We start from the raw sequence: 1,958 nt of genomic DNA, 5'->3' as shown, positions 1-1,958 counted from the left end.
AAAAGCCAGTAATGCCAGCAATCTCGTGCGTCTCTCCTAAGCGGGAAAATTCGCGGATCAGGGCATCGAGATCGTCTGTATCGACATGGAGTGTCTCACCTTCGTCCGCAGAAAGGTGGTCGTATTTAGCTGACTCAGCCGAGACGGTAATTGGATGAAGGCCAAGACGCTTGGCAGCTTTGACGTATCGCAGACCATTACCTCTTGCGTGGCCTTCAACCAGGATAAATGCTCTTCTTTTCATTGGTCGATAACTCCGAAGTTTGTGGGCTTGTGAGCCGGTCTAAGCACAAACCAGCATCAGCTTGTCATTGCCTGAACTAAGATTCTTGCCGTCTACTAGTTAGCGGGCTTTTAGCGAAAAACTTCTCTGGATTTATTGGAAGAGTCATCGCATCTTGATTGCCGGTTGCGAGCAAGTATGTCCGAGCCGGCTCGCTCGTATGTGCGGAACGCTGGCTATCTCGAGCACGGCAGGAGCGTCCGCGAAAACGGAACTCGCCTTGAATTCCACCAACCAAGTTGAAAGTTAGCATGCCTTTATCACCCTCACACAGCGGCACCTCGTGTCCGCCGTCGTGCAGCGTCGGCGCAACACTGTCGCATTCCCACTCAGCCCAAGGCCCCGCGGCCGCGGCACTCTACCTAAGCCCGTTCTCACGGGCGTAACGTCTCTGTTCGTACGACCTCTACCGGATCAGCTGCTCGCTTATGCCCACCAGATTAGTCGCGTGCACCTGGTTCCCCACGGCTTCACTCGCTTGGAACCACACGACACAATTCCGGATATGCTTCGGGTCAGAATACAGAGAGATAATCGCGGGCTAACCTCATGAGCCCACAAATTTTGAAAATAGCCCTATCCTTCTCGGGAATTGTCCAGGTGCTTTTTCCGAAAGGTATGGCGCATAAAATCCCGTCACAATCAGCTGATGATCGCGAGGCAACCTGGAGAACCCCCCAGCTGTACCTCGACATTTTTTCGATGAACAAAGACATACTTCTACAGCAATCGAATCGAATTCAGTCGTAGCATAATCCCAGGTTAGTTCGTCACTGCAGACGATATTGTGGATTGCTATAAAGTCATATCCTCCAAACCGATTAGGAACTACAGCCGTATTTGGGTCACAAGAATGATTCATGAGTACGGCCGGTCTCAGGAAAAGCGCATGGATATTCCAGTCTAGTTGAACGGAGTGCGTCGTCCGGTTCTTTTCTATGCGGTCAACTAAACCCGCGACCACAATCTCCCCTGGCATAAACTCACGAGCGGCGAATACGCCACGCCCTTTTTTACCAGAAGTTTCGGCAATTCTAACGTTTCGGGCATTAATTTCTTTGGCACACCCGATATCGTCTATCAAAATGGATTTCGCTTTGCTTGTGCAAGGAGTTGGCATGGCAATTTCTTTCCTTTCCAGAAGCTGTGGACCGCCGGAGCCCAGTCGCTTTCAAAACGCAATAGGCATGTGTCACCGCCGCCTCAGAGAAAGATCAAAAGTCGTGCCAATCTGGCTCATCGAGCGAAGGAAGAAACTTGCAATACGGCTCAGCTATTTAGCCTGAATAACCCAGATTAGCGGAACACGCGTCTCTGGCAAAAACCTGACAAACCCGACACACGAAATTGCGAATCCGACAATTATACCCATACGACACCCTACTGATATCGGTCGTGTCCCATCAGGTGGTGTAGCTCGGCGGTAGCGAAGCCGCTCACGAGCGCGCCGTTAGTAGCGCTGTAGCGAGCGAGCGGGGTGTGGGTGGTCATCGGCGCTTTCCGGTAGGGTTTGGTTGTTGACGCCAACCCATTTCGGAAGGACCACGATGACCGACGACATGATGAACCTGCGCACGCTCGTGGAGAAGGCCCCGGATGCCGATCTGCTGCGGGAGATGATCGGCTTTGCCGCCGAGCGACTGATGGAAATGGAGGTGGGCGCGGCCACCGGCGC

1 protein-coding gene and 2 pseudogenes are annotated in these 1,958 nt (G+C 52.7%); 1 reads left to right on the top strand and 2 read right to left on the bottom strand.

Going from position 1 to position 1,958, the window contains the following annotated elements; genetic code table 11:
• Both NKJ75_RS32695 and NKJ75_RS32690 read right to left on the bottom strand, forming a co-directional pair.
• Positions 1-244, bottom strand: a pseudogene (locus NKJ75_RS32695) (ATP-grasp domain-containing protein); the annotation flags it as partial.
• 586 nt (positions 245-830) lie between these two features.
• The gene (locus NKJ75_RS32690) at positions 831-1,403 is read right to left on the bottom strand and encodes an SET domain-containing protein-lysine N-methyltransferase (protein ID WP_352500753.1); all 573 of its coding nucleotides are present in this window, start codon (positions 1,401-1,403) and stop codon (positions 831-833) included.
• Between the two features lie 427 nt (positions 1,404-1,830).
• Between NKJ75_RS32690 and NKJ75_RS32685 the strand changes: the two are divergent.
• A pseudogene (locus NKJ75_RS32685) lies at positions 1,831-1,958 on the top strand (IS256 family transposase); the annotation flags it as partial.

Source organism: Mesorhizobium sp. M0058 (assembly GCF_040323095.1).
GTDB lineage: Bacteria > Pseudomonadota > Alphaproteobacteria > Rhizobiales > Rhizobiaceae > Mesorhizobium.
Note: the sequence above shows the minus strand (reverse complement) of the source record. Positions and strands in the feature narration are given on the sequence as shown.

Coding starts and splice junctions, on each gene's coding strand:
- NKJ75_RS32690 (WP_352500753.1), bottom strand. CDS start 1,403: ATGCCAACTCCTTGCACAAGCAAAGCGAAATCCATTTTGATAGACGAT.